At 67.7% G+C, this 19,065-nt stretch carries 18 protein-coding genes; 3 read left to right on the top strand and 15 right to left on the bottom strand.

Annotated elements, in window-relative coordinates:
* Window positions 1-68: 68 nt before the first annotated feature.
* The 9 genes from WDM86_20240 to WDM86_20200 all read right to left on the bottom strand — a co-directional run bounded on the left by WDM86_20240 (window position 69) and on the right by WDM86_20200 (window position 8,811).
* Window positions 69-1,037 (bottom strand): lysophospholipid acyltransferase family protein, encoded by a 969-nt coding sequence (locus WDM86_20240; GenBank protein ID MEI9992353.1) that lies wholly within the window; start codon window positions 1,035-1,037, stop codon window positions 69-71.
* Complete coding sequence (lpxK, locus tag WDM86_20235; protein ID MEI9992352.1) at window positions 1,037-2,023, bottom strand: tetraacyldisaccharide 4'-kinase; 987 nt, start codon at window positions 2,021-2,023, stop codon at window positions 1,037-1,039. The genes WDM86_20240 and lpxK overlap by 1 nt, the downstream gene beginning before the upstream one ends.
* Window positions 2,010-3,281, bottom strand: a complete 1,272-nt coding sequence (locus WDM86_20230; protein ID MEI9992351.1) for a glycosyltransferase N-terminal domain-containing protein — start codon at window positions 3,279-3,281, stop codon at window positions 2,010-2,012. The genes lpxK and WDM86_20230 overlap by 14 nt, the downstream gene beginning before the upstream one ends.
* Before the next feature lie 2 nt (window positions 3,282-3,283).
* Window positions 3,284-5,089, bottom strand: coding sequence for an ABC transporter ATP-binding protein (locus WDM86_20225; protein MEI9992350.1), 1,806 nt, complete (start codon window positions 5,087-5,089; stop codon window positions 3,284-3,286).
* A 44-nt stretch (window positions 5,090-5,133) separates the two neighbouring features.
* Complete coding sequence (locus tag WDM86_20220) at window positions 5,134-5,952, bottom strand: methyltransferase domain-containing protein (GenBank protein MEI9992349.1); 819 nt, start codon at window positions 5,950-5,952, stop codon at window positions 5,134-5,136.
* 61 nt (window positions 5,953-6,013) lie between these two features.
* The gene (locus WDM86_20215; GenBank protein ID MEI9992348.1) at window positions 6,014-6,247 is read right to left on the bottom strand and encodes a DUF4170 domain-containing protein; all 234 of its coding nucleotides are present in this window, start codon (window positions 6,245-6,247) and stop codon (window positions 6,014-6,016) included.
* A gap of 9 nt (window positions 6,248-6,256) precedes the next feature.
* A complete protein-coding gene (locus WDM86_20210) occupies window positions 6,257-7,066 on the bottom strand; it encodes a 3'(2'),5'-bisphosphate nucleotidase CysQ (protein MEI9992347.1) in 810 nt (269 codons plus the stop codon).
* Window positions 7,053-8,393 carry a TldD/PmbA family protein gene (locus WDM86_20205; protein MEI9992346.1) on the bottom strand — a complete coding sequence of 447 codons (1,341 nt, stop codon included), beginning with the start codon at window positions 8,391-8,393 and terminating at the stop codon, window positions 7,053-7,055. The genes WDM86_20210 and WDM86_20205 overlap by 14 nt, the downstream gene beginning before the upstream one ends.
* 4 nt (window positions 8,394-8,397) lie before the next feature.
* Window positions 8,398-8,811: an MAPEG family protein gene (locus WDM86_20200; GenBank protein ID MEI9992345.1), complete on the bottom strand. Its 414-nt coding sequence runs from the start codon at window positions 8,809-8,811 to the stop codon at window positions 8,398-8,400.
* A gap of 35 nt (window positions 8,812-8,846) precedes the next feature.
* Between WDM86_20200 and WDM86_20195 the strand changes: the two genes are divergently transcribed.
* On the top strand, window positions 8,847-9,041 hold the full coding sequence (locus WDM86_20195) for a hypothetical protein (GenBank protein MEI9992344.1): 195 nt from the start codon (window positions 8,847-8,849) through the stop codon (window positions 9,039-9,041).
* Here WDM86_20195 and WDM86_20190 read toward each other — a convergent pair.
* Together WDM86_20190 and WDM86_20185 are read right to left on the bottom strand one after the other, a co-directional pair.
* Window positions 9,038-10,006 (bottom strand): hypothetical protein, encoded by a 969-nt coding sequence (locus tag WDM86_20190; GenBank protein ID MEI9992343.1) that lies wholly within the window; start codon window positions 10,004-10,006, stop codon window positions 9,038-9,040. The two genes, WDM86_20195 and WDM86_20190, sit on opposite strands and share 4 nt — an antisense overlap.
* Window positions 10,007-10,186: 180 nt before the next feature.
* Window positions 10,187-11,713, bottom strand: a complete 1,527-nt coding sequence (locus WDM86_20185; GenBank protein MEI9992342.1) for a UbiD family decarboxylase — start codon at window positions 11,711-11,713, stop codon at window positions 10,187-10,189.
* Between the two features lie 264 nt (window positions 11,714-11,977).
* On the opposite strand from WDM86_20185, the gene WDM86_20180 reads away from it, so the two are divergent.
* Complete coding sequence (locus tag WDM86_20180) at window positions 11,978-13,639, top strand: amino acid permease (protein ID MEI9992341.1); 1,662 nt, start codon at window positions 11,978-11,980, stop codon at window positions 13,637-13,639.
* A gap of 308 nt (window positions 13,640-13,947) precedes the next feature.
* Here WDM86_20180 and WDM86_20175 read toward each other — a convergent pair whose 3' ends face one another.
* The 3 genes from WDM86_20175 to WDM86_20165 form a co-directional block, all read right to left on the bottom strand.
* The gene (locus WDM86_20175; GenBank protein MEI9992340.1) at window positions 13,948-15,069 is read right to left on the bottom strand and encodes an FUSC family protein; all 1,122 of its coding nucleotides are present in this window, start codon (window positions 15,067-15,069) and stop codon (window positions 13,948-13,950) included.
* A gap of 211 nt (window positions 15,070-15,280) precedes the next feature.
* Window positions 15,281-15,628, bottom strand: coding sequence for a GFA family protein (locus WDM86_20170; protein ID MEI9992339.1), 348 nt, complete (start codon window positions 15,626-15,628; stop codon window positions 15,281-15,283).
* Between the two features lie 423 nt (window positions 15,629-16,051).
* Window positions 16,052-17,143 (bottom strand): citrate synthase/methylcitrate synthase, encoded by a 1,092-nt coding sequence (locus WDM86_20165; GenBank protein ID MEI9992338.1) that lies wholly within the window; start codon window positions 17,141-17,143, stop codon window positions 16,052-16,054.
* Window positions 17,144-17,221: 78 nt separating this feature from the next.
* On the opposite strand from WDM86_20165, the gene WDM86_20160 reads away from it, so the two are divergent.
* Window positions 17,222-18,445: a citrate synthase family protein gene (locus tag WDM86_20160; protein ID MEI9992337.1), complete on the top strand. Its 1,224-nt coding sequence runs from the start codon at window positions 17,222-17,224 to the stop codon at window positions 18,443-18,445.
* Here the strand turns inward: WDM86_20160 and WDM86_20155 are convergent, their stop codons facing one another.
* Entirely contained in the window at window positions 18,446-18,922 is a 477-nt protein-coding gene (locus WDM86_20155; protein ID MEI9992336.1) for a hypothetical protein, read from the bottom strand. It lies immediately after the preceding gene.
* Between the last annotated feature and the right edge of the window lie 143 nt (window positions 18,923-19,065).

Here is a 19,065-nt window from a genome sequence, read left to right as displayed (position 1 = left end):
TACGCAAGGTGTCACCTGGGTTCGCCGCATTCGCGGCGAATGACAATGGGTATTTGGTGGGCGGTGCCTTAGGCGGGCTCGTCGCGCAGCACCTGAACGCTGCGTTTCCCGCCGATCTGGTCCTGCGCCCGCGCGGTCGGCCAGCGGCGGTGGATCCACAGCCATTGCGACGGCCGTGCCCGCACCATCGTCTCCACCGCGTCGTTGATCAGGCAGGTCAGCGCCTGCACGTCGCGGTCCTGGTCGCCGGTCGGCGTGAACCGGAGCGGCGGATGGATCGTCATGCGGAAGCGCGCGCCCGGCAGCCGCTCGTTCGAGGCCGGCAGCAGGATCGAGCCCAGCTTCAGCGCCAGCACCGCGGGCGCCGGCGTCGTCATCGCCTCGCGGCCGAAGAACGGCGCCGCGATGCCCTCATTGGTCTTCTGGTCGGTCAGAAGGAAGATCGCCTTGCCGCGTCTGAGCAGCGTGAAGATCTTGCGCGTGCCCCGGGGGCCCTTGGCGATCTGGTCGGCGGGGCCGTTCTTGATCCGCTGCGCCACCAGCCAGCGGTCGATGATCGGATTGTTCGGCGGCCGGTAGACCTCGCCGCCCTCGAAGCCGAGCTGGCGGGCGATGAACGGCATCATCTCCCAATTGGCGAAATGGCCGGAGAAGAACATCACGCCCTTGCCGCTCGCCATCGCGTCGCGCCCGGTGTCGGGATTGACGATCTCCAGTCGCGGGTTCTCCCCGTGCATGGAGAATTTGTCGAGATGGGCGTATTCGGCGACCGTGCGGCCCAGGTTGTCGCACATCTCCAGTACAATCGCTTCGATCTCGGCCGCGCTCTTCTCCGGGAAGGCCGCGCGCAAATTCTCTCGCGCCCGGTTCATGATGCCGCGCACGCGATAGAAGACGTTTCGCCCGATGAAACCGCCCAGCGCGGATGCGGCGCCAAGGCCGAGCATCCGGCAGAATCCGATATACGAAAAGAACGCCGCCGCTTCCGCGCCATAGCGCAGCTTCATCGCGAGCGGCAGGGTTGGCCCGTCGGTCATCAGGCCTTGGGCGGTAGCCCACGCCCGCCAAGCCTGTCAAGCAAGGCGCCCAGCGCGGCCGGGTCGCCGAACTGCGAATGTACCGGAACCGCGACAATTCCCTCGCGCTCCGCGGGCGTCAGCCGGACATAGTCCTTCTCGGTGGTGACCAGAAGCGCGTTCTCGGCGCGGGCCCGCGCCCGCATCCGGGCGATCTCCGACTGCGTGTAGACATGGTGGTCGCCATAGGGCCGCTGCTCCACGATGTCGGCGCCGAGCGCCGCCAGCGACGCGAAGAATTTCGCCGGCCGGCCGATGCCGGCGAAGGCCACCACGCGGGTTCCGGCGCCGACCACGCTCTTGTCCTGTACCAAAGTGGCGCGGATCACAGGCCTGACGAAACCGCCCAGCGGCGGATTGCCGAGCCCGCTCACGATCACCGCGTCGGCGCGCGCCAGGCCCTGGGCCACCGGCTCGCGCAGGGGACCGGCCGGCAGCACGCGATGGTTTCCGAAGCCGGCCTCGGCATCGACGACGATCAGCGACAAATCCTTCGCCAGCGAAAAATTCTGGTGGCCGTCGTCCATGATGATGACGTCGAAGCCGTGCTCCTCGGCGAGCTTCGCCCCGGCGGCGCGGTCGGCGGAGACGATCACCGGCGCGACCGACGCCAGCAGCAGCGGCTCGTCGCCGACATGGGTGGCGCGGTCGTCGGCCGCGACGAAGGCCGGCCCCTTCACCTTGCCGCCATAGCCGCGGGTGAGAAACACCGGCCGCGCGCCGCGCGCGATCAGCGCGCGCGCGATCGCCAGCGCGATCGGCGTCTTGCCCGTGCCGCCCGCGGTGAGATTGCCGACGCACACCACCCGCGCCGCCGACTGGTAGGGCGTGGCATGGCTCGCGCGATAGCGCACGCTCAAGCCATAGAGCCAGCCGAACGGCGTCAGCAGCCGCACTGCGAGCTGCGAGACGAGATCCTTGCGGGTCCAGAAATCAGGCGGTCGCATGGCCGCCCAGCAGGATGTCGACGACGTCGATGGTTTTGGCGACGGCGCCGCCCAGCGCCGCCGCGCCGCGCGCCGCCGCGTCGCCCAGGGCTTTCGCCTCGTCCGGATGCTCAATCAGCCGCGCCGCCAGCGCCACGATCTCGGCGCTGGAACGCACCAGGCCCAGCCCTTGCGCCGCGAAGATCGCGGCATAGGCGCTCGCCGAATTGTGCGTGTGCGGCCCCGCCATCACGGCGCAGTGCAGCCGCGCCGGCTCCAGCGGATTGTGGCCGCCGGCCGGGATCAGCGTGCCGCCGACGAAGCAGAACGGCGTCAGCCGGTAGAACAGCCCGAGCTCGCCCAGCGTATCGGCGATATAGACCTCGGTGTCCGGCGCGATGGCGTCGCCCAGCGCCCGCCGCGCCGCCTTGCGCGTGTCGCACAGCATCGCGATGTCGGCGCCGCGCGACGGATGGCGCGGCACGATGATGGTCAGCAGGTCGGGATGGGTGCGCCTCAGCGCGTCCTGCGCCGGCAGGATCGTCTCGTCCTCGCCCGGATGGGTCTGCGCCGCCAACAGGATCGGCCGCGTCCCGATCGCGGTCTTCAGGTCCGCGAGCTTCGCCGCGTCGAAGGGCAAAGGCGGCGCGTCCTCCTTCAGGCTTCCGGCCACGCGCACGTCCGGCGCGCCCAGCTTGCGGAAGCGTTCGGCGATCTCTTCGTCCTGCGCCAGGCAGACGTCGAAGGCCGACAGGATCGTGGCGACGGTCTTCTTGGCCCAGCGCCAGCCCTCGAAGGAGCGCCGCGACATCCGCGCATTGACCAGCGCGAGTTTCACGCCGCGCGCATGGGCGCCCAGGATCAGGTTCGGCCACAGATCGGAATCGACGAACAATCCCGCGTCCGGCCGCCAGTGATCGAGGAAGCGCCGCGTCGCGCCTGGCGTGTCGATCGGCACGAATTGATGGATCGCGCCCGGCGGCAATCGCTCCTGCATCAGCTCGGCGGAGGTGACGGTGCCGCTGGTCATCAGCACCGCGATGCCCTTGGCCGTCAGCGCCTCGATCAGCGGCAGCGCCGCCAGGCATTCGCCGTTGCTCGCGCCATGCACCCAGACGAGCTTTCCCGCCGGCCGCGGCGCCCCGGCATGGCCCAGCCGCTCCGCCGCGCGGTCGCGATGCTCCTTGCCGCGCCGCCCGCGCCGTCGCAGCAGCATCGGCGCCGCCGGCGCCAGAAGCCGCGTCACTGCCCGATAGAGAAGGATACCCGCCGGCGCCATGCTCAAACCGCCACGGCGTCTTCGGCGAAATCGTGCTGGTAGAGCCGGGCATAGAGCCCGCCCCGCGCGATCAGCTCACCGTGCTTGCCGGCCTCGACCACGCGGCCCTTGTCCAGCACATAGATGCAGTCGGCATCGAGCACGGTCGACAGCCGGTGCGCGATGACGATGGTGGTGCGGTCCTTCATCAGCCGCGTGAGCGCCTCCTGCACCTGCCGCTCGCTCTCGGTGTCGAGCGCGCTCGTCGCCTCGTCGAGCAGCAGGATCGGCGCGTCGCGCAGCATGGCGCGCGCGATGGCGATGCGCTGGCGCTGCCCGCCGGACAGCTTGAGGCCGCCCTCGCCGACCCGCGTGTCATAGCCCTCCGGCAGCGCCGTGATGAAGTCGTGCGCCGCCGCGTTGCGCGCCGCCCGCTCGATCTCGTCCCGCGTGGCGCCGAGCCGGCCGAGCGCGATGTTCTCCGCCACCGTCTCGTCGAACAGGATCGCCTCCTGCGTGACCAGCGCGATGGCGCCGCGCAGCGAGGCCAGCGTGACGTCGTCGATATCCTGCCCGTCGATCGCGATGCGCCCCGCCTCGATGTCGTAGAAGCGCAGCAGGAGGTTGAAGATCGTGCTCTTGCCCGCGCCGGACGGCCCGACCAGCGCGACCTTCTTGCCCGGCGCGACCGAAAAGGACACGCCGCGGATCGACGGCGCCCGCGCATCGTAGGAGAAGTACACGTCGTCGAACGCGATCCCTCCGCCATGCGGTGGCGGCTGGATCGCGAGGGCCTTCGCGCCGGCGCGGTCGGCGATGCCGGGCTTCTTGTCGATCACGGCGAAGATGCGGTCGGCCGCCGAGATGCCCGACGAGGCGGTCGCCCACAATTGCGTCAGGTTGCGCACCGGCTGCAGCGCCAGCAGCAGCGCGGTCAGGAACGAGCCGAACTGGTTGATGCCGAGCTGGCCGTGGATCGCCTGGTAGCCGGCATAGCCGATGGTCGCCGCGATCACCGCGCCGCCGAACAGGTCGGTCGAGGGCACCGCGGCGGCGCGCGTGCGCACCACGCGCAGCAGGAAGCGCAGGCGCTGCGCCAGCCTTTCGTTCGCCTTGCCGGAGATATGGCCCTCCAGCCCATAGGCCTTGATGATGCGCCGCCCGTCCAGCGCCTCGGACAGCGCGATGGACAGCTCCGCCGTCTTCTCCATGCCCCGCGAGGCGGAGCGGCGCAGCGAGGCGCCGATGATCTGCGTCACCCAGGCGACGAAGGGCATGACCACCACGGCGATCCCGGCCAGCCGCCAATCCTCGTAGATCATCACGCCGGCCAGCGCGATCAGGGAAATCAGTTCGAGCCCGAGACCCGCCACGCCGCGCACGATCGCATCGCGCATCAGCGTCGCGTCGTAGATGAAGTTCGACACGAACTGCGCCGAATGCACGGTGGCGAGCGAGGCGATGTCCTGGTGCACGATGCTCCACAGCATGTCGCGCTGCGCGCCGGCGACGGCGCGTTCGCCGACGCTGTCCATCAGCCATTGCTGGATGAACTGGGTTATCGCGCGCACCATCACGACGCCCATGATCTCCAGCGGCAGCGCGATCAGCATGTCGCTGCGCCTGAGCAGGAAGATGTCGTTGATCACGGGGTCGACCAGATGCGCCATTTCGGCCGTCGCCCCGGCCGTCACGATCATGCAGAGCACGGCGACGATTAGCGTGCGCCATTGCTGGCGCATGTAGTCGCGCGCCAGCCGGGTCATGATCGTGGTGCTGTCCGTGGCCGGCGGACGCGCCGGTACGCCGGACATTGTGGAAACTGTCATGGGGCAAGCTCTAGCATGGCTGCCGCGATCCGGGCGAGGCGGGCTCAGGCCGGCGTCAAAATGGCATACATGTAGTCATTGAGCGGGATGCGGCCATAAAGCCGGAATTTGGCGCGGAAGCCGCACGCCTTAGCCAGGCGCGCCATGGTTGCGGGCGTGAAATACTGCGTGTGGTCGGGATGCCAGAAGCCGGTCCATTTCTCGCCCAGGATGCTGCGATTCCAGCAATCGTAGTTCGGCACCTTAACCACGACCACGGCGTCTTTCTTGACGACGCGGCGCAGGGCCGACAGCGCTTCCTTCGGCTGGGATTCGTGTTCGAGATAGCCCCACATCGCGGCACCGGTGAAATAGTCCGCCGGCAATTGCGCCAGTCCGCTGACGCCGTCCGCAAGGATGACCTTGCCGCCGCGCTTCTCGAAGATCGCCTGCGCCTCGGCCGCCGCGCGCTTCTCGATCTCGATGCCGAAGGGGATGTAGCCTTCCGGCAGCTTGGCGAATTCGTCGCCGGTGCCGCAGCCGACGTCGAGCACCGGCCCCGGCTTGGCCCAGGACCGCATGCCGCTGGCCGGCGTCGGATCGCCGAACATGCCCAGCCGCCACATCGTCCATTTGTCGAGCCGCGCCAGGATCGGCTGTTCCTTCAGCCGGCGCTCCCACTGCTTCTCGTATTGCTGGGTGAAGCCCAGTTCCTCCTCCAGCCGCACATAGGCGGGGGCGTATTCGAGATAGACGAGGCCGCATTCGGGGCACTGCTTCAGCGGCCAGTCGGGATGCGAATAGCGCACCGGCGCGCCGCCGGGCGGCGGCGTGCCGCATAGCGGGCAGTTCCTGTGGATGCGCTCCGCGCTCGTCGTCTGCATGCGTCTCTCTGATCGGGATGGCGCTGTCTATCATCCCGAACCGGGCGGAACAAATCGGGCGTCAGGGCGCGTCCGGTTCCATCAGGCGATGGATGTGCACGACAAAATAGCGCATCTGGGCATTGTCCACCGTGGCCTGCGCCTTGCCGCGCCAGGCTTTGTAGGCCTCGGCATAGTTCGGATACATGCCGACGAGATCGAGCTTGGAGAGGTCCTTGAACTCCATGCTGTGCGGCGCGGTCAGTTCGCCGCCGAACACAAGGTGCAGCAATTGCGTGGGGGCATGATCGGTCACAGGCATCTCCTATCCGCGCGGCAGCTCCAGATGCGCCACCCGCGCCAGCAGTTCGGCATGCAGTCTCGGCCCCGCGACCACCAGCGAGGGGTGAATCGTGCTGGAACGATTATAGTCCAGCTTGGCGCCGGTGTGGGTGGTCACGACGCCGCCGGCCTCGGTAACCACGATCTGCGCCGCCGCCAGGTCCCAGTCGCGCTTGCTGGAGAGGGCCAGGGCGGCGTCGAACTGGCCCGCGGCCACCAGCGCCATGCGATAGGCGATGGAATTGCGGGTCTCGACATGCATCGGCGGCCAGGGCCGGCTGGGCGGCTTGTCCCAGGCCGGATGGGCGAGCATCGCCTTGTCGGTCAGCATGCGGCAGCCTTCGAGTTCGGCGCGGTCGCTGACATGGATCGCCGCCCCGTTCAGGAAGGCGCCGGCGCCGCTGCGCGCGGTGAAGCACTCCTCCAGGATCGGATTGTAGACCGCCCCGGCGACGGGCGCGCCGCCGGTCACGATCCCGGCGCAGATGGTGAAATGGGGCCGGCCCTTCATGAAGGCGATGGTGCCGTCGATCGGATCGACCACGAATTGCGATGTCGTGGCCAGCCGGGCCGAATCGTCCTCGGTCTCCTCCGACAGCCAGCCGAACGACGGTCGCGCCGCGCGCAGGGTCTTCTTCAGGAAGGTATCGATCTCGATATCGGCCTCGGTGACGGGATTGCCCTTGCTCTTGTCCCAGCGCTTGAATTCGCCGCCGAAAAAGCGCCGCGCGATTATGCCCGCGTCCCGCACGCTCGCTTCCAGCAGCGCCAGGAGGTCGTCAGGCTCCGGCAAGTGTCATGCCCTCGATGCGCACGGTCGGCGCGTTGGTGCCGTGCTTGAATTCCAGGTCGTCGGCCGGCGTCATCTCGCGGAACATGTCCTTCAGGTTTCCGGCGATGGTGATCTCCGACACCGGAAACGCCAGTTCGCCGTTCTCGATCCAGAACCCCGCCGCGCCGCGGCTGTAGTCGCCGGTGACGCCGTTGACGCCCATGCCGATCAGCTCGGTGACGTAGAAGCCCTGCTTGATGTCGCTTATCAGCGCCGCGGGCGTCAGCGTTCCGGCCTCCATGTAGAGATTGGTCGGCGCGGGGGAGGGCGGCCCGCCGGTGCCGCGCGCCGCGTGTCCCGTCGTCTGCAGGCCGAGCTGGCGCGCGCTCGCGCTTTCCAGCAGCCAGGTCTGCAGCACGCCATCCTCGATCAGCGCCCAGCGCCGGTTCGCCACGCCTTCGCCGTCGAACGGCTTGGAGCGCAAGCCGCGCGGCCGGTGCGGATCGTCGATGATGTTGATATAGGGCGCGAAGATCTGCTTGCCCATCATCTCTTTGAGGAAGCTCACGCCGCGCGCGATGGAGCTGCCCGAGATCGCGCCCACGAAATGGCCGACCAAGCCACCGGAAACGCGCGGATCATAAACGATCGGCACGGTTTGCGATTTCACCTTGCGCGGGCTGAGCCGCTTGACGGCGCGCTCGCCGGCGCTGCGGCCGATTTCCTGCGCGCCCGTCAGGTCGGCGGCATGGCGCGCGCTGGCGTGATCGTAGTCGCGCTCCATGGCGGTGCCTTCGCCGGCCACGACGGAAACCCCGACACCGGACGACGTGCCGGCATAGCGGCCGAAGAACCCGTCGCTGGTCGCCAGCGCGATGCCGGTGCGGCTGAAGCTGGCGCCGCCGCCTTCCGAATTGGTGACGCCTTTGACCGCCATCGCGGCGCCCTCGGCCGAGCGGGCCCATTCCACCAGCGTCTCCGCCGGCGGCTCGTTTTTGTCCTCGAGGTCGAGATCGGGAAATTCCGTCGCCAGCCGGTCCTTCGGCGCCAGCCCCGCGAACTTGTCCTCCGGCGCGAGCTTGGCCATCGCCACCGCGCGGCCGGGAAGCTGCGCCAGCGAATCCTTCGTGAAATCGGTCGACGAGACGAACGCGACCTTCTGGCCGACGAAGACGCGCAGGCCCATGTCCTGGCTCTCGGCGCGTTCCACGTCCTCCAGCTTGCCGAGGCGATAGGACACGCTGGCCGCGACGTTCTCCACGATCATCGCGTCGGCGGCGTCGGCGCCGGCCGCCTTCGCGCCGCGGATCAGGGTTTCGAGGATGTCCTTGGGGTCGATCTTCGCCATGGTGTCAGTTTCCGATCAGCGCGAGCCAGAGCGTGACCGCGATGGCAACAATATAGGAGATCCAGGTCAGGATCATGCCGAGAAGACGCGGCGCGGAAGCGCCGACATTGCGCGAGATGCCGAAGGCATGCAGCAGCCGGCCCAGCGTCAGCGTGCCGCCGACCGCGTGGATGATCCAGACATTCGCCTGCAGGCCGAGCAGCAGGATCAGGAGGATGATCGCCATCGGCACGGTTTCGGTGTTGTTGGCGTGGGCCCGCAGCGGCCCCAGCAGTCTCGGATCGTCGCTGTCACCGATCTCGGTGCGGGTCTTCATCCGCGCCCGCGACACCAGCAGGCCGAGCACCAGCATGATGAGGGCGTTGATCGCGGCGTAGAACGCGACCATCGCGACGGGCGAGGAAAAGGGGTCGTCCATGGGCAATCCTGCTTGTCCGCGCCATAAGTAGAGAAGTGGCCGACACGGTCAAGCGCGGGGCGGGGGAACCCGAGCCGGATATCTATCAGGCAGAAGTTGCATTTATAAAAGTCGTCATTGCCCGGCTCGTCCGGGCAACCCATTTTTTTCTCGCCGCCAAATTGGATCGCCCGCATGAAGCGGGCGATGACGGATTTGCTTGCTGGATCCGCTTAAATCAAACAGCTTAATTCGACGCCACGCTGAAATAGACCCGCCGCGCCTTGTACGCCATGTACAGATGCGTCGCCTTCAGGTCGAGCATACCCACCTGCATGTCGCCGTCGCTGTGGCAGGTCCGGTAGGCCGTCATGCCCTGCACGGGTCCGCTGCGGCCGCGGCGCTTGCCGTCGCAGGGCTCGCCTTGCGGCAGGCCGTGCAGCACGACGACGGGCCGGGCGATCGACACGCCGTCGCTGCTGAGCGCGCCGAAGGCATAGCGATAGCGCGCATGGCCGTCCTCCCCCGTTCCGGCCTCCTCGATGCCCGGCGATTTCTCGTCCAGCCCGAACAATTGATTGGCGACGTCGAAGCGCATGGCCGAGTGCGGCACCAGCGGATCGATGGCGACCGCGACCGTCTTGCCGTCCAGCGACATCGGAACCGCGAAGCCCGTGTCGCCCTCGAAGGCGAGGTCGGTATAGGTCTTCGACCAGTAGACCGGCTTTCCGTCGCAGGGATTGTTGGCGTAGAGGCTGAGCCTGCCCGCCGTGAAATCGATGTCCACGTCGAAATTCGACAACAGGTCGGCGCCGAGCGTTCCCACCACCGCGCCGTCCGGACGGTATCCGCTCTTGATCACCAGCGCCTGCACCGCATTGGCGGTGTTGCCCGCGATGGAGACCGTGTCCGCCACCGTGTAGCCGACGGCCTTGCCGCCGAACCCGTAGAAGAATTTGCGCTCCGGCAACTCGTGCTGGCGCATCCCGGCGTTCTCGGTGAAATCCTGGAAGAACATGGTGTGGATGTCGGTGGTCGCGAGCAGGATGCGGTGCGGCGCGCCGTTGACGGCGACCTCGATGGCATAGCGGCCGTCCGGCTCGGCGATCAGCGGCAGCGAACTCAGCAGCTTGGGCGTGCAGTCGTCGGCGAGTGCGCCCGTCGCCTGAAGGATGAGCGCGAACACGCCAGCGGCCAATATTGACGCTTTGCTCATCTTCGTGTCCCCCGAAGAGTCTCGTGCAAATTTAGCGCAAGACCGGTCGGCTCGCCAGCGTTTCGCGGGTTCGTCGCGCCGGCCGAAGATAAAGTTTTGCACGCGCGACAGGCGGCATTGACGTGCAACTGTCGCAATTCCCGAGGACAGGTCGGGCTCGCATGCGATTGCAAGACAAGACTACCGCCAGACCGGCTTGCCCGCGCCGGGCAGCCCGAGGCGCGGCCATTTCTCGGTCACCGTGCGCACGACGTCCGCGTCCATCGCGATCTTGCGGCCCCATTCGCGCTTGGTCTCGGGCGGCAGCTTGTTGGTCGCATCCAGCCCGATCTTGGAGCCCAGCCCGCTCTGGGGCGAGGCGAAGTCGAGATAGTCGATCGGCGTATGCTCGATCAGCGTGACGTCGCGCGCCGGATCCATCCGCGTCGAGATCGCCCACATCACGTCCTTCCAGTCGCGCGCGTCGATGTCGTCGTCCACCACGATGACCCATTTCGTGTACATGAACTGGCGCAGATAGGACCACACCGCCATCATCACGCGCTTGGCGTGTCCCGGATAAGCCTTCTTCATCGCGACGACGGCGATGCGATAGGAACAGCCTTCGGGCGGCAGCCAGAAATCCACGATCTCCGGAAACTGCTGTTTCAGCAGCGGCACGAAAACTTCGTTCAGCGCCTCGCCCAGGACGCTCGGCTCGTCCGGCGGCCGCCCGGTATAGGTCGACAGATAGATCGGATCGCGCCGCATCGTGATCGCGGTGACGGTGAAGACCGGAAACTGCTCCACCGAATTGTAGTAGCCGGTGTGATCGCCATAGGGCCCTTCGTCGCGATAGTCGGTCAGCGACACCTCGCCTTCGAGCACGATCTCCGCCTCCGCCGGCACTTTCAGCGGCTGGCTCACGCAATCGACCAGCTCGACGCGCTGGCCGCGCAACAGGCCCGCGAACTGGTATTCCGACAGCGTCTCGGGGATCGGCGTCACCGCCGCCAGGATCGTGCCCGGATCGGCGCCCAGCACCACGGCGGCTGGCAGGGGCCGCGTCTTCTCCTTGGCCCAGCGCTGATGATGCTGCGCCCCGCCGCGATGCTTCAGCCAGCGCATGATCGTCTGGCTCTTGTTCAGCACCTGCATGCGATAGATGCCGAGATTGTAATTGTCCTCGCGCGCCTCGCCCGGCCCCTTGGTCACCACCAGCGGCCAGGTGATCAGCGGCGCCGGCTCGCCCGGCCAGCAGGTCTGCACCGGCAGCCGGCCGAGATCGATCTGATCGCCGCGCAGCACCACCTCCTGCACCGGCGCGCGCGACACGCTCTTGGGCTTCATCGCCAGGATCGTCTTGGCAAGAGGCAGAAGCTCGAACGCCTCGCCGAACGAGCGCGGCGGCTGCGGCTGGCGCAAGGTGGCGAGCACCTCGCCGACCTCGCGCAGCGCCAGCGCGTCGGTGCGCTCCTTGCCGTCCATCGTCACGCCCATCGCGACGCGCCGGACCGTGCCGAACAGGTTGACCAGCACCGGCATCTCGCTCGGCGTGCCGTCCGCCTTCACCGGCTTCTCGAAGATCACCGCCGGCCCGCTTTGCGCGATCAGCCGCGTTTGGATCTCGGTCATCTCCAGCACGGTCGAGACCTTCTCGCGCACGCGCACCAATTCGCCCCGAGCTTCGAGCTTGGCGATGAAGTCGCGCAGGGAACGATAGGTCATGGCCGCTCCGTTTCGTGGCCTCCTTTTGCACGCCAAATGCCCGTTCCGCCATCATTTTCGCCATGTGCGCCGCTTGCCGGGTGGGGATGTGCCCTCTACTGTCTCGATTCAGAAGTTCACCCCAATCGGTGTCATCCGCCGCGAATGCGGCGGACCCAGGTGAAACCCTGCACCGACGGAGCGAGCATCAACTGGGTGCCCCGCAGTCGCGGGGCATGACATCTTTTGTTTTGGTGGGGGACCAGCGCAATGGCGGGCATTTTCATGCGAAAGCCTGTTTCGCATGTCGTGAGCGAGTTTTCCTCCGGCGAGCTCCGCCGCACCCTGGGCCCGTTCAACCTCGTCACGCTCGGCATCGGCTGCATCATCGGCGCCGGTATCTTCGTGCTCACCGGCCACGCCGCCGCGACCATGGCGGGGCCGAGCGTCATCTACGCCTTCGTCATCTCCGGCCTCGCCTGCGCCTTCGCGGGCCTGTGCTATGCCGAGCTGGCCTCGACCATGCCGGTCTCCGGCTCCGCCTACACCTATTCCTACGTCACGCTGGGCGAGGTTTTCGCGTGGACGATGGGCTGGCTCCTGCTGCTGGAATACGGCATCTCGGCCTCGACCGTCGCCGCCGGCTGGACGGGTTACGTCGTCAGCCTCGCGCACGATTTCGGCATCCATATCGGCGACAGCGTTTCGCATTCGACGATGCAGTATCTCGTCCCCGACCCGAAGAACCCCGCCGCGCATGGCGCCCTTCAAGTCACCGGCGCGATCAACATCGTCGGCGCCATCGGCATCCTGGCCGTCACCGCGCTGCTCTGCATCGGCATCCGCGAATCCGCCCGCATCAACAACGTCATCGTGGTGATCAAGGTCACCGTGCTGATCGCCTTCATCCTGATCGGCATCCAGTATTTCGATCCCGCCAACTGGCATCCCTTCATCCCGAAGAACGAGGGCAGCTTCCACTACGGCTGGGCCGGCATATTGCGCGCCGCCTCCTATGTGTTCTTCGCCTATGTCGGCTTCGAGGCGGTCTCGACCGCGGCCGGCGAGGCGAAGAACCCGCAGCGCGACCTGCCCGTCGGCATCCTGGGCTCGCTGGTGATCTGCACGATCATCTACATGGCGGTCGCCGCGGTGTTGACCGGCGTGGTGCCGTTCCGCACCCTGAACGTTCCCGATCCCATCGCGGTGGCGGTGGACAAGATGAACCCGTCCTGGGCGATCATCGCTTGGCCGCTGACGGACAACCATCAGCTCAACCTGTTCTCCTTCATCATCAAGATCGGCGCCTTCACCGGCCTGTCCTCGGTGATGCTGGTGCTGTGCTACGCGCAGACCCGCGTCTTCTACCAGATGGCGAAGGACGGGTTGTTGATGCGGCTGTTCGGCCACGTCAATCCGCGCTTCAAGACGCCGGCGGCGGGCACGATCCTGCTCGGCGGCGTGATCGCGGTGGCGGCCGCCGTTCTGCCGCTGGACGTGATGGGCAATCTCGTCAGCCTCGGCACCGCGCTGGCCTTCGCCATCGTCTGCGCCACCGTGATCTATCTGCGCAAGGCCGAGCCCAACATCCCGCGCCCCTTCAAGGTGCCGTTCTATCCCTGGACGCCGATCCTGGGCGTGTTCTTCTGCATCGTGTTCATGATGGGCCCGATCCTGCTCGACATCACCGGCGCCGCGGTGGGCAAGGACCTGATCGGCGAATTGTTCGGCCTGCTGAGTCCCCTGCCGCCCGGCGCGCCTACGCCGAGCTACGACGCGCCGCACGATCCGATCGCGCTCTACATCCTGGTCGGCTACGCCATTGTCGGTGCGCTGATCTACATCTTCTACGGCTATCGCCATTCGTTGTTGCGCCACGGCGGAGGCATCACCGGCCACGAACCCCCGCCGCTCGAGCCGCCATTGGACTCGCGGGTGGTGGAGTAGGGATAGCATCTACGCTGTGATCCCCGGCGAGCGCGAGCGTTGCAACAAAACGAGCTGTCATGGCCCGCGAATGCGGGCCACCCAGTTGAATTCTGCACGATGTTGAAAGTGTGGGCTCGCGCAAATTCCGCGCTGGCGGATATTGGATCACCTGGGTCCGCCGTTCGCACGCTGTCGCTACGAACTCGCGGCGGATGACAGTTTTTTTCGCGCGAAGCGCAAAAAACGTTTTCACGCGGAGCCGCGGAGAACGCGGAGGCAAATCACCGCTCCGCGTTCTCCGCGGCTCCGCGTGCACCGAAACTTCTCTACCCTTCCGCCACCACCGTCGCCGCCGCTTCCGCGCCGCGCGCCTTCGGCGGCCCGCTGATCGCGCCGGCCGTCGCCGCCAGGTCGTTCAAATCGTCGCGCAGCGTCTGCATCAGGAAGGGCAGGGCCTCCAGATGCGCTGCCGGATCGATCGTCGCCTGCTCGATCCGCGCCACCGCCGCGTCGATGCTCGCCGCCAGCTCGGCGCCCGCGCCAGCCGGCGCGCCCTCCGCCAGGAGGTGATGGATCGCGCCCAGTCGCGCCCGCGCATCACGCAGGAACGGGCGCAACGCCGCCGTCACGCCCTCGGGCAGCGGCGCGCCGGCGAGCGCGCGTCCGATGAACACGATGGTGCCGTGCGAGCGCGTCAGCGCGCCGGTGAACTGGTTGGGCAGCGTCTCGGCGAGGTCGCGCCCAGAGTCTGGACCACCGCGTTTTGGCTTGATCTGCCGCGCCGCGATGACGAGCTCGCGCATCTCGCGCCGCGTTTTGGCGTTCAGCCGCTTGAACTTGTCCTGCGCGTCCGCGTCCTCCGGCCGCATCCCGAGCGCGAGTAGATTGGCCAGCGGCATCATCAGCGCGGCGGCGTTCTTGCGCAGGCTTTTCATCGCGTTGGACGGCAGCACGACATAGGAGACGAACAGCGCCGCCAGCGTCCCCATCCCGACATCCAGCACGCGCAGCGCCGCGACGCCGAGCCCGAACGCGCCGGTCTTGCCGCTCGCCGTGGCCGACAGCACGATCATCGCCGCCATGGGGGCGGCGCGGAACGCCGAATTGTCCGCCGACAGGAACGCCATCGGCGCCATGGCGACGAACAGCAGCGCCCATTCCGGCAATCCGAAGCGGTGCAGGAACGACGCGGCCAGTCCGACGGCGGCGCCGGCGAGCGTGCCGACCAGCCGGTCCGTCGCCGACCCGCCCGCGCCCTTGGCCCCGCCGCGCGCGACGATGACGGCGGACATCACCGGCCAATAGGTCTCCGGCACGTGCTGCAGCGACGCGATGAGATAAGCCAGCACCGCCGAAACCCCGACCCGCCCCGCGACGAGCAGGGCGTCCTGGTGCTGGTGAAACAGCGCGCGCGACCAGTGCGCGACGGCGAGGAAGCGGGTTTTCATTCCGCGGTTATCGCGCTGCGTTCTTGTTTTGTCTACTTGTGGTTTGGGTTGTGTCTCAGATTGAAAATTCTCAGCCTGCGGCTACGGAGCTAAGAATATCGCTACAAGCAACAAGAAGCACACGCCACAGGCCGCAAGCGCAATGAGCGCGAAAAGTGTCCGCGTTCCTGGTCGCGGGCCATGACAGCTTGTTGCGTTGATAGTGGGTGCACTACGACAGCTTGCTCCCATGCACCCGCTTCACCGGGATCGCATCGAGATCGACGCCGTCCAGGCATCGCACATTGACGCTCCATTCGCCGGGCGCCGTGCGCGGGCGGCGGAACGGCAGGATCCCGCAGGTCGGGCAGAAATAGTCCCGCGCCGTGTGCGTGTTGAACGTATAGGTCGCAAGCGCGTCCAGCGGCGTCAGGAACCGTATCCGCTCCGGCGCCACGCGATGCAGCAGCGCCCCGCGCCGCCGGCAGATCGAGCAGTCGCAGACCCGCACATGGTCGAGCTCCGCCTCGACCTCGAACCGCACCCGCCCGCAATGACAGGAGCCTTGATGGGTCTGCATCGTCGTCCTCTTCTTTCCTCCCCCGCGTTTGCGGGGGAGGTGGCTCGCCCACTTCGGGCGAGACGGAGGGGGCGCCACGCGCTCCGCTGTCGCAGCTGGCCCCCTCCGCCTCGCTCGCGAAGTGCTCGCTCGGCACCTCCCCCGCAAACGCGGGGGAGGAAACGTCTTATTCAACACCCCGCGCGCCGGCGGTAGAATCATCGCATGAAAGGAAAACAGCTTCCGCCGCGCCCGCAAAACCGGGCACTTCACGCCATCATGCGCCGGCCGTTAGGCGGCTGCGCAAGCGCATGCGCGCGCCCTGCCGCGTGGACAAGTCCCGTGCGCGTCCATGATCTGGAAAGGTCGGCGGCGCGCGCGACCTCGAAAACAATTATCTTGCCGAAAGTGCTCCAACCCTTTGGGCCGCCTGCGAAAATCGCGCTACGCCGGCATCTCCCCAATATAGGCCGAACTCGGCCGCAGCAGCCGCCCACGCCGCTGCTGTTCGCGGGCATGCGCGGTCCAGCCCGCCGCCCGCGCGACCGCGAAGATCGGCGTGAACGCCTGGCGCGGGATCGCCAGCGCGTCGAGCAGGATCGCGGTGAAGAACTCGACATTGGTGTCGAGCGGATGATCCGGCTTCTTCCGCCTGAGCGCCTCGCGCGCATAGGCCTCGACCTCGGCCGCGAAGGGCAGATCGACGGAATTGTTCGCCAGCTTCGCCATCGCCGTCTTCAGCACGTCGGCGCGCGGATCGCGCACCTTGTAGACGCGGTGGCCGAAGCCCATCAGCCGCTCGCCGCGCGCCAGTGCCTCGTCGATCCACGGCTTGATCCGCTCGCGCGTGCCGATGGCGTCGAGCATCTCCAGCACCGGCTCGGGCGCGCCGCCATGCAAAGGCCCGGTCAGCGCGCAATAGCCGCCGGTGACGGCGCAGAACAAATCAGCCTGGGTCGAGGCGATCACCCGCGCCGTGAAGGTCGAGGCGTTCATCCCGTGATCGCTCACGGTCACGAAATAGGCGTCGAGCGCCGCCGCCTCCGCCGCGTTGGGCGCGCGGCCGTGCAGCATGGAGAGCGTGTCGGCCGCATGGCTCAGCGTGGCGTTCGGAATGAACGGCGCTTGGCCCTTGGCGCGCTGCACCAGCGCGCCGACGATGACGGGCAGGGCGCCGACGATGGTCGCGTCATGGGTCAGCCCGTGCTCGGCGCGCAGCGTCGCGATCGCGGCCCGCATGCCGTCGACGATGGACAGCCCCTCGCTCGCGCTGAGGAACTGCCCGACATGCCCGAACGCGCGCACCCGCGCCTCGCCGAGCGCCGCGCGCACTTCGGCCTCGCTGATCGGCGTGGCGGTCGCCGCCGTCCACAGCCGCGCCGTGACGCCCTCGAAGCTCGACTTGGCCGCGAGGTCGGCGACCCGCTCGCCGGCGATGATCAGCTCGCCCTTCTGCCCGTCGACATGGCTGAGCGCGGTCTCCGCCGCCGCCACGCCATCCAGCCCGATGGGGGATTTGCTGCTTTGCAGGGTCATGTCCGTCCCTTCCTTGTTGCGTTGCACACAAGATCGGTCGGCTGGACGTATTGATCAATCTTGATTAGCATGATCAACATGAATAATAATTCGAATGGCTCGGGCGACACGCTCTATCTGTCCGCCCGCGACGCCGCGACCGAACTCGCGGTCTCGCCGGCCACGCTCTACGCCTATGTCAGCCGCGGCCTGATCCGCTCCGAGCCCGGCGAGACCCCGCGCAGCCGCCGCTACCGGGCCGAGGACGTGCGCGGCCTCAAGAACCGCCGCGCGCCCCTGGTGGAGACCCAGGGCCTCAAAGCCGCCGACCTGCCGGTGATGGACAGCGCCGTCTCGACCATCACGGTGGAGGGCCCGATCTATCGCGGCGTGCGCGCCACCGCGCTGGCCGAGACCGCGACCTTCGAGCAATGCGCCACGCTGCTGTGGGACTCCAAATCCGCCGATCCCTTCGCCAAGACGAACCTGCCGGTGGTGTCGCCCGCGATGCGCGCCATCCTGGCGGCGACGCGCGGCGCGCCGCCGATCGACCGCGCCGTCGCCGTGCTGTCCCAGGCCGCCGAGGCCGATCCGCGCGCCTACAACTCGGTCGCAGAGGGCCGCGCCGCCACCGGCGCCCGCATCCTGCGCCTCGCCGTCGCCGCGATGATCGAGGCCGAGCCGTCCGCCGAGCCGCTGCACAAGCAGATCGCCCGCGCCTGGGCGCCGAAGCATAAGCACGCGGAGGATCTCATCCGCCGCGCGCTGGTGCTTCTGGCGGATCATGAGCTGAACGCCTCGACATTCACGGTGCGCTGCGCCGCCTCGACCGGCATCAGCCTTTACGACGCGATCATCGCCGGCCTGGTCGCGCTGAAGGGGCCGCGCCATGGCGGCGTCGGCCCGCTCGCGGCCAAGCTGCTCGACACGCTGCTCGAAGGCGACATCGCCGCCATCGTGCGCGAGCGCGTGGCGCTGGGCGAGCGCTTCCCCGGCTTCGGCCACATGGTCTATCAGGGCGGCGATCCGCGCGCCGTCTCGCTGCTCGGCGCGCTGATCAAGACCGGCATCGACAAGCGCCTCGCGGTCGAGATCCCCGAGCGCATCAGGGAGGCCACCGGCGGCTTCGCCAATTGCGATTACGCGCTCGCCGTGATGCGCCGCGCCCTCGGCATGCCGCAAGGCAGCGAGACCACGCTGTTCGCGATGGCGCGCCTCGCCGGCTGGGTGGCGCATGCGAGCGAGCAGCTCGAAAGCCGCAAGCTCATCCGCCCGCGCGCCCGCTACACCGGCCCGGCGCCCACGCCCTTGCGCAAACGCTAGCTACGCGTTGTGCTCGGGATGCGACGGCTCCGCGCCGTTGCCGTGCCACGCATCCTCGGCTTCGTCTTCGGCGTCCTTCGCATCGGCCTGCACCGCCTCGGCGGCGTGCGCGCCGGCATCGGCCGCCGCCTGCGCCCCGTTGCGCATGCTCTGCCCGACGCTCTCGATGCTCTCCGCCAGGATATGCCGCGTCGTTTCCTGCAGGCGCCGCGAGGCCGCCAACATGTCGCGGCTGAAATCGGCGAACCACTTCTCCTGCGCCGAGGCGAGGGCCGCCAGATCGGTCCGGTTCGCGCACTGCTCCAGAATCTCGCCGTTGCGGTCGTGCAGCTTGGTGAGCAATTCCATGGTCTCGCCGCGCATCGCGCTGAGGCTCTTCTCGAAATACACGCGCGACTGGTTCATCATTTCGTTCCACGGCGCGAACATCGCGATCGTGTCGCGTTCGAGCGTGCGGACAGTGTTTCGGGCGTCCATTGCGGATATCCTTTGCTAGAGTGACGCGTGCGCGCCGTCGAGCGCAGAGCGCTTCGGCGCGCCTCTGAATAATTGCTGCGCCGCAATATCGTTCCGAGGCGCTCCGGCGAATTTGCCGTGACGAAAGCGTTACAGTGCCATGA

It is taken from the genome of Rhizomicrobium sp. (genome assembly GCA_037200045.1).
In the GTDB taxonomy this organism is placed as follows: Bacteria; Pseudomonadota; Alphaproteobacteria; order Micropepsales; family Micropepsaceae; genus Rhizomicrobium.
Note: the sequence above shows the minus strand (reverse complement) of the source record. Positions and strands in the feature narration are given on the sequence as shown.